The sequence below is a fragment of the Pseudomonas fuscovaginae SE-1 genome (assembly GCF_000364705.1).
GTDB lineage: Bacteria > Pseudomonadota > Gammaproteobacteria > Pseudomonadales > Pseudomonadaceae > Aquipseudomonas > Aquipseudomonas fuscovaginae_A.
In genome coordinates this window covers 1-7785 of record NZ_AQOH01000142.1, presented here as the reverse complement: position 1 = coordinate 7785, position 7785 = coordinate 1, and the positions used below count along the sequence as shown (strand labels likewise).

General features: G+C 59.3%; 6 protein-coding genes and 1 pseudogene. 5 read left to right on the top strand and 2 right to left on the bottom strand.

Annotated elements, in window-relative coordinates:
* On the bottom strand, positions 1 to 466 hold a 466-nt coding region (locus K675_RS0114245), incomplete at its 3' end, for a LysR family transcriptional regulator (RefSeq protein WP_017904181.1).
* Positions 467 to 567: 101 nt separating this feature from the next.
* Here K675_RS0114245 and K675_RS0114240 point away from each other — a divergent pair.
* The 5 genes from K675_RS0114240 to K675_RS0114220 all read left to right on the top strand — a co-directional run bounded on the left by K675_RS0114240 (position 568) and on the right by K675_RS0114220 (position 6873).
* Positions 568 to 1335: a sulfite exporter TauE/SafE family protein gene (locus K675_RS0114240; protein ID WP_020481055.1), complete on the top strand. Its 768-nt coding sequence runs from the start codon at positions 568 to 570 to the stop codon at positions 1333 to 1335.
* 235 nt (positions 1336 to 1570) lie between these two features.
* Complete coding sequence (locus tag K675_RS0114235; RefSeq protein WP_017904179.1) at positions 1571 to 2119, top strand: hypothetical protein; 549 nt, start codon at positions 1571 to 1573, stop codon at positions 2117 to 2119.
* A gap of 82 nt (positions 2120 to 2201) precedes the next feature.
* Positions 2202 to 3671 (top strand): IMP dehydrogenase, encoded by a 1470-nt coding sequence (gene guaB, locus K675_RS0114230; protein WP_017904178.1) that lies wholly within the window; start codon positions 2202 to 2204, stop codon positions 3669 to 3671.
* A gap of 105 nt (positions 3672 to 3776) precedes the next feature.
* A complete protein-coding gene (gene guaA / locus K675_RS0114225; protein ID WP_017904177.1) occupies positions 3777 to 5354 on the top strand; it encodes a glutamine-hydrolyzing GMP synthase in 1578 nt (525 codons plus the stop codon).
* A gap of 307 nt (positions 5355 to 5661) precedes the next feature.
* Positions 5662 to 6873 (top strand): tyrosine-type recombinase/integrase, encoded by a 1212-nt coding sequence (locus tag K675_RS0114220; RefSeq protein ID WP_037006522.1) that lies wholly within the window; start codon positions 5662 to 5664, stop codon positions 6871 to 6873.
* A gap of 210 nt (positions 6874 to 7083) precedes the next feature.
* Here K675_RS0114220 and K675_RS0114215 read toward each other — a convergent pair.
* Positions 7084 to 7785, bottom strand: a pseudogene (locus K675_RS0114215) (hypothetical protein); the annotation flags it as partial.

Here is a 7785-nt window from a genome sequence, read left to right as displayed (position 1 = left end):
GTTGGCGCAGCACCGGCAGGCGCAACAAGCCGATATCCAGCCGGCCCTCCGCCAGTTCTTCCAGTTGCGCTTCGGAAGACAACTTGACGATATCCATCGACGCCCCTGGATTCCGCTCCAGATAGTGCCCGATCGCCCGCAGCAGTCGCCCGCTCATCGGTACGGTACTGGAGTGGCTCAAGCGCAACGTGCCCAGTTGGCCCTTGCCGACCTGGGTGGCCAACTCGCTGGCCTTGTTCAGCTCGTTCAGCAGATTCCTGGCCCGTGGATAAAAGGCTTCGCCGGCGGCGGTCAGCCTTGGCTGGCGCGCCGTGCGTTCGAACAGTGGCGTCTGCAGGTGATGCTCCAGTTCCTTGATCTGCCGGCTCAATGCCGACTGGGCGATGAACAGTCGTTCGGCGGCCGCGCTGAAACTGCCGGCGTCGGCGATTTCGACGAAGTAACGCAACTGGCGGGTGGAGATCACAAGTCATGCCTTTTCGAGATGAATGGTGGGCTTTGAACATATTAGTCGCAAGGCTCGCCAGTGGCTAAAGTCAAGCGAACCCATTGCGGAAGTTGTGTGTCATGAGTCTCGTCGTGTTGTTGAACCAGTGGCCATTCAGTGCCACCGACTGGCTGGTGGTGGAACTGGGTGTCGCCCTGGCCTATATCGTCTTTGGCGTGGCCGGTTTCGGCACGGCGCTGGTGGCCGGGCCGATCCTGATCCTGTTCATGCCGCTGTCGAAGATCGTGCCGTTGCTGGTGCTGCTGGATTTCGTCGCGGCGTTCGGCAACCTGTTGCCGTCGCGCAGGGATGTCGCCAGGTCGGAACTGCTGCGGCTGCTGCCGTGCATGGCGGTGGGTTGTACGTTGGGCGTGGTGTTCCTGCTCAACCTCAAGTCCGACATCCTGCTGTTGCTGATGGGCCTGTTCATCAGCGCCTATGCGCTCTACAGCCTGCTGGTCAAGGCCCGGCCCACGCAGTTGAAGGCCGGCTGGGCGGTGCCGATGGGTACCGTGGGCGGGATGTTCGGCGCGCTGTTCGGCAGCGGTGGTTTCCTCTATGCGATCTACCTCAACAGCCGTTTGCCCAAGGACGCGGCCCGGGCCACGCAAAGCGCGCTGATCAGTTGCAGCACGGTGGTACGCCTGTCGCTGTTCGTCATCGCCGGGGTCTACGCCGAGCTACCTTTACTGGTGTTGGCGCTGTGCCTGTTGCCGGCGATGGCGTTGGGGCTGTGGATCGGCCGGCGGGTGACGTCGAGGTTATCCCGCGACGCCTTCGTGCGGCTGGTGACCTGGCTGGTGCTGGCCAGTGGCATTGCCTTGATCACGCGGTATCTGAGCACTTGACCTGATCGCGTCAGGGATTAAGCTGAGCGGCCGCGTATCTTGTGGCGAGTGGGCTTGCCCACGCTGGGGCGCATAGCGGCCCCGGAACTGGCGATGGCGCTGTGGCAGACAGCATGCAGGCGACGTTTACGTCTGCTTCGCCGCCGAACGGGGCGGTGCCGCGTCCCGACAAGCCCCCACGCCACAAGGAGCATCACCGCCTTTGCTTCAGGCCGTAGCCGTGAATTCCCAAAGCATGAACTCCCAAAGCATCATCGTCCCGAAAATCTCCACCCTGCCGGTTCACGAACCCCGTGCCCGGGCGATCCTGCGTTGGCTGGTGCGCAAGAATATCGTCGAGGAACAACTGAGCACCTGCGGCCGTACCGGCAACCGCATGGCCCATGCCATCGCGCCAGGAGCGGCCAACGTGGTCCTGCGTCCCGAGGCGCTGCCGTTCGGCCAGCCGATCAACGGCCTGGAGATCGTCACCAAGCGCTGCATCTATACCCCGTCCAAGGGGTTTCTCGAAGAAGCCGGTTGCGCCGAATGTCGCCGGGAAGTCGGCGAGGCGCTGTTCGACAGCCTGGAGGACTGGATGCCGGGGCGCACCGAGAACTTCATCTGCCCGTTGTGCGGGCACGAGGACGATATCAATGGCTTCCTGTTCCTGCAGCCGTGCGCTTTTTCCAACCTGGGCTTTATCTTCAATAACTGGCTCGAAGCCGGCTTTCGGCAGGCGTTTCTCGACGAGTTCGCCGACTGGTTGGATCAGCCCGTCGCCTGGGTCCAGGTGGAGCTGTAAATAGGCCAAGGATTACATTGAGCCGGGGCCCTAGTATGAGTATAATGGCGCGCTTCCATTTTCCCGCCCGGGAGCCCCCGCGATGCTGCGTATCAGCCAAGAAGCCCTGACTTTCGACGACATTCTCCTTGTGCCCGGTTATTCCGAGGTGCTTCCCAACGAAGTCAGTCTCAAAACCCGTCTTACCCGTGGCATCGAGCTGAATATTCCGCTGGTTTCCGCTGCCATGGACACCGTGACCGAAGCCCGTCTGGCCATTGCCATGGCCCAGGAAGGCGGTATCGGTATCATCCACAAGAACATGACCATCGAGCAGCAGGCTGCCGAAGTGCGCAAGGTCAAGAAGTTCGAAGCCGGTGTCGTCAAGGACCCGATCACCATCGAGGCCGACGCCTCGGTCCGTGACCTGCTCGAACTGACCCGCATGCACAACATCTCCGGCGTGCCGGTGCTGCACGATGGCGACCTGGTGGGTATCGTCACTTCCCGTGACGTGCGTTTCGAAACCCGTCTGGATGTTCCTGTTCGCGAAGTGATGACCCCCAAGGAGCGTCTGGTCACCGTTCGTGAAGGCGCCGACAAGGCCGAAGTCCGCGAGCTGCTGCACAAGCACCGTCTGGAGAAGGTCCTGATCGTCGACGACAAGTTCGCCCTCAAGGGCATGATGACCGTCAAGGATATCGAGAAATCCAAGGCCTACCCGCTGGCCAGCAAGGATGACCAGGGTCGTCTGCGCGTCGGCGCCGCGGTCGGTACCGGCAAGGACACTGGCGACCGCGTGACCGCGCTGGTCAATGCCGGCGTCGACGTGGTGGTGGTCGACACCGCCCACGGTCACTCCAAGGGTGTGATCGACCGCGTTCGCTGGGTCAAGGAGAACTTCCCGCAAGTGCAGGTGATCGGCGGCAACATCGCCACCGGCGCGGCGGCCAAGGCCCTGGCCGAAGCCGGCGCGGATGCGGTCAAGGTCGGTATCGGTCCGGGCTCGATCTGCACCACCCGTATCGTCGCCGGTGTCGGCGTTCCGCAGATCAGCGCCATCGCCAACGTCGCCGCTGCCCTTGAAGGCACCGGTGTGCCGTTGATCGCCGACGGCGGCATCCGTTTCTCCGGTGACCTGTCCAAGGCCATCGTGGCCGGTGCCTCCTGCGTGATGATGGGCTCGATGTTCGCCGGTACCGAAGAAGCGCCGGGCGAGATCGAACTGTTCCAGGGCCGGTCCTACAAGGCCTACCGCGGCATGGGCTCGCTGGGTGCGATGGCGCAGTCCCAGGGCTCGTCCGACCGCTACTTCCAGGACTCCTCCGCGGGTGCCGAGAAGCTGGTGCCGGAAGGTATCGAAGGCCGCGTGCCGTACAAGGGCACCCTGACCGCCATCGTTCACCAACTGATGGGCGGCCTGCGTTCCTCGATGGGCTACACCGGCAGCGCCAACATCGAAGAGATGCGCACCAAACCCGAGTTCGTGCGGATCACCGGTGCCGGCATGGCCGAATCTCACGTTCACGACGTGCAGATCACCAAGGAAGCTCCAAACTATCGCGTAGGCTGATAGTGATCGCCTCCTGGCGCTGGCCGGGAGGCGATTGACGAATTTGAACCGGGGCTGTTGATGACAGCCCCGTGTTGTTTCTGATTTCACAGACGAGAATGAGCCATGGCCCTCGACATTCACGCCCACCGCATCCTGATCCTCGACTTCGGTTCCCAGTACACCCAACTGATCGCCCGCCGCGTGCGTGAGATCGGTGTGTACTGCGAACTGCACCCGTTCGACATGGACGACGAAGCGATTCGCGAATTCGCACCCAAAGGCGTCATCCTCGCCGGCGGCCCCGAGTCGGTACACGAAGCCAACAGCCCGCGCTGCCCACAGGCGGTGTTCGATCTGGGCGTACCGGTCTTCGGTATCTGCTACGGCATGCAGACCATGGCCGAACAGATGGGCGGCAAGGTCGAAGGCTCGGAGCTGCGTGAGTTCGGTTATGCGCGTGTCGACCTGGTCGGCAAGAGCCGCCTGCTGGACGGTATCGAGGACCACGTCGATGCCGACGGCCTGTTCGGTCTCGACGTGTGGATGAGCCACGGTGACAAGGTCACCCGGATGCCGGAAGATTTCCACATCCTGGCCAGCACCCCGAGCTGCCCGATTGCCGGCATGTTCAACGACGACCTGCGCTACTACGGCGTGCAGTTCCACCCCGAGGTGACCCACACCAAGCAGGGCGGTCGCATCCTGTCGCGCTTCATCCTCGACATCTGTGGTTGCGAGGCTCTGTGGACTCCTTCGAAGATCGCCGAAGATGCCATCGCGACCATTCGTGCCCAGGTCGGCAGCGACAACGTCCTGCTGGGCCTGTCCGGCGGTGTCGACTCCTCGGTGGTTGCGGCGCTGCTGCACAAGGCCATCGGCGACCAACTAACCTGCGTGTTCGTCGACAACGGCCTGCTGCGCCTGCACGAAGGTGACCAGGTGATGGCCATGTTCGCCGAGAACATGGGCGTCAAGGTGATCCGTGCGAACGCCGAGGACCAGTTCCTGGGCAACCTGGCTGGCGAAGCCGACCCGGAGAAGAAGCGCAAGATCATCGGCCGTACCTTCATCGACGTGTTCGATGCCGAATCCTGCAAGCTGAACAACATCAAGTTCCTGGCCCAGGGCACCATCTACCCTGACGTGATCGAATCGGCTGGCGCGAAGAGCGGCAAGGCCCACGTGATCAAGTCCCACCACAACGTCGGTGGCCTGCCGGAAGAGATGAACCTCAAGCTGGTCGAGCCGCTGCGCGAACTGTTCAAGGATGAGGTCCGTCGCCTCGGCCTGGAACTCGGCCTGCCGTACGACATGGTCTACCGTCACCCGTTCCCGGGCCCAGGCCTGGGCGTGCGGATCCTTGGCGAAGTGAAGAAGGAATACGCCGACCTGCTGCGTCGTGCCGACCACATCTTCATCGAGGAACTGCGCAAGGCCGACTGGTACCACAAGGTCAGCCAGGCTTTCGTGGTGTTCCAGCCGGTGAAATCGGTAGGCGTGGTCGGTGACGGCCGTCGCTACGCCTGGGTCGTGGCCCTGCGTGCCGTAGAGACCATCGACTTCATGACCGCGCGTTGGGCGCACCTGCCGTACGAACTGCTGGAAACCGTCAGCAGCCGGATCATCAACGAGATCGAGGGTATTTCCCGCGTGACCTACGATGTGTCGAGCAAGCCGCCGGCGACTATCGAGTGGGAATGATCCCGCGTCCGGCATAGTCCGGCACGAACTAGCAAAAAATGCCCTGAAGCCCGCGTAATTGCGGGCTTTCGGCTTTTTGGGTCTGGCAAGTTCAGGCAGCGTTTTGCATCGCCAAGCATGGTTTTTTTATGGCATGGTACGGGGTACCAACTGCATCCGATGCCATGCATGACGCTTGATACCATGTTCCTTGTTTCAGGATGGGCATGGTATCGGGATAGCCAAGAGGCCCGGTTTTACTGGGGGCAAGCCCCATTCTTCCGCGCTTTTCAGAGCATGGTATTTTTTCATGGAATAAATGGAAGCCATGCTTACTGATACCAAGCTTCGAAACCTCAAGCCGCAAGACAAGCTCTACAAGGTGATTGACCGCGATGGCTTGTACGTGGCGGTCACACCGGCCGGCTCAATCTCCTTCCGCTACAACTACTCCATCAATGGCCGGCAGGAGACCATCACCTTCGGTCGTTATGGCTTGGGCGGGATCACCCTGGCAGAGGCACGTGAGCGGCTAGGGGAGGCGAAGAAGATGATCGCCGCAGGTAAGTCCCCTGCTAAGGAAAAGGCGCGTGCGAAGGCTCGCACCAAGGGCGCAGAGACCTTTGATGATTGGGCTGAAAAATGGCTGCGCGGCTATCAGATGGCGGACTCGACACGAGATATGCGCCGGTCAGTCTATGAGCGCGAATTGAAGCCGAAGTTTGGCAATCAGAAGCTCGCTGAAATCACTCATGAGGATCTGCGAGCGCTGACCGACGCGATAGTGGAGCGGGGGGCGCCCGCAACTGCCGTCCATTCGCGTGAGATCGTGTTGCAGGTCTTTCGTTGGGCCATTGAGCGTGGTCAGAAGGTTGAAAATCCCGCGGATCTAGTAAGGTCTGCCAGCATTGCCAAATTCGAGCCTCGCGACCGGGCGTTGACGCCTGATGAAATTGCGCTGATGTACCAGTACATGGATCGGATCGGGACAGCGACGTCGGTTCGTGCCGCAGCCAAACTCCTACTGCTGACGATGGTGCGTAAGAGCGAGCTGACCAACGCGACATGGAGCGAGATCAACTTCAGTGAAGCGCTATGGACAATCCCGAAAGAGCGGATGAAGCGCCGAAATCCCCATCTGGTGTTTCTGTCCCGGCAAGCTTTGGATTTCTTCATCGCGTTGAAAACCTTGGCCGGAGGTTCTGAGTACGTTCTGCCGTCACGCTATGACTCCGATTTGCCAATGAGTGCAGCCACGATCAACCAGGTACTGACGCTGACCTATCGTCTTGCTCAAAAGGAAGGTGTGCCTCTAGGTAAATTCGGTCCCCACGACCTACGCCGCACGGCTAGCACGCTGTTGCATGAGGCGGGCTACAACTCCGATTGGATCGAGAAGTGCCTCGCGCACGAGCAGAAAGGTGTGCGAGCTGTTTACAACAAGGCCGAGTATCGGGATCAGCGCCGTGCGATTTTGCAGGATTGGGCCGACATGATTGATGAATGGACTCTCAAGAAACCGCGGAAAACAAATGAATAGCTTTCCTGCTCACCCCGCATTTCAAGTCGCTTAAGGGAAAATTGCCATGTACTTGATCGGCAGTTTCATCGATGCTGGACGAGTCGCATGCATGATTGAGGGGTAAGGCAGTGATTCGCTACTGGCCGCTAAGGGCCAGAAGCAGTCACTCACGATAGGCGGAGTTGACCGGGCCGGTCGCGGTGTGAGCAAGCTGTGCGATTCACTCACCTAGGGCCGGCAATAGACTATGGGGCGTATGCCTGCCTCTCTCACAGCATGCATAAAGGATGAAAGGATCCAGAATAGTTGCGTAACATTTCCAGCGACACGCTTCTTATCCTGAATTTTTTTAAACTCTACCTCGATCAGGGTCTTCGAGATGAATGAGCAACAAATGATGCACCGACGGTTAAAGCGATAGTCCTCTCGCAAATCTGTTAAATAGTCGTCAAATATGCCGGGTAATGCCTTCCTGATACGAGGGATTGCACCTCCCCTATAATTGTTTGAAAATTTTTCACCGTATTTTTTTGCAAGAAAGGTCTTGGGGTCAATATCCATATTTCCAATGTTCTTGATGGCTTGGCCGACGACATCATGCAAATTACTGGCGGACTTGCTCACGGCGCCATACTTCGAGTGAATAAAAGAAACTGAGGAGTCGGCTTTATTGAAAGTGATATGGTCTGCCCATTCGTCGCCAAGGTCGTCACAGAAAATGTAATCATCCTTTCTATGAATTTTTTCAACTATAGCAAAAAGTGATTTTGTGTCGTACTTGGTTTTTTTTATTGTATATCGCCCTTTCTCGGAAGTGGCAGCACTCAGTTCAGGGAATGCTACAAGGCTTTTTAATAGTGCAGGGATTTCGTTTATTCCAGCTCCATCTTCAAAGCACTGTCCCATGAAATACATATAGCGCGGATCTGC